This is a genomic window from Zoogloea sp. LCSB751 (assembly GCF_002028455.1).
Lineage (GTDB): Bacteria > Pseudomonadota > Gammaproteobacteria > Burkholderiales > Rhodocyclaceae > Zoogloea.
In genome coordinates this window covers 1-259 of record NZ_MWUM01000329.1, presented here as the reverse complement: position 1 = coordinate 259, position 259 = coordinate 1, and the positions used below count along the sequence as shown (strand labels likewise).

Sequence of the window (259 nt, the reverse complement as noted above, 5' to 3'; positions counted from 1 at the left end):
AACTTCAAAACATTTAGAGTTATTAGCAGAAGGAAATTTATGTGAAGAGGTTTCTCCTAAAAATCTAAAAATAAAAGATGAAATTGGCTATATGACAAATTCAATGAAAGTAATGCAGGAATCATTAGGAAATATGATTAGAAGTATAAAAGATAATTCTTCAAATATAAATATACAATCAGAAAAGTTAGCTGCTTTTTCAGAAGGGATAGCAAGTGCAGCAGGAAATGTCACAAGTGCAATTGCTGAAATTGCAAAA

The 259-nt window shown here is 29.0% G+C and carries 1 protein-coding gene; it reads left to right on the top strand.

The window, feature by feature from the left end; genetic code table 11:
- Nucleotides 1–259 (top strand): methyl-accepting chemotaxis protein (locus B4920_RS26835; protein ID WP_139379717.1); only part of this gene is annotated, 259 nt, incomplete at both ends.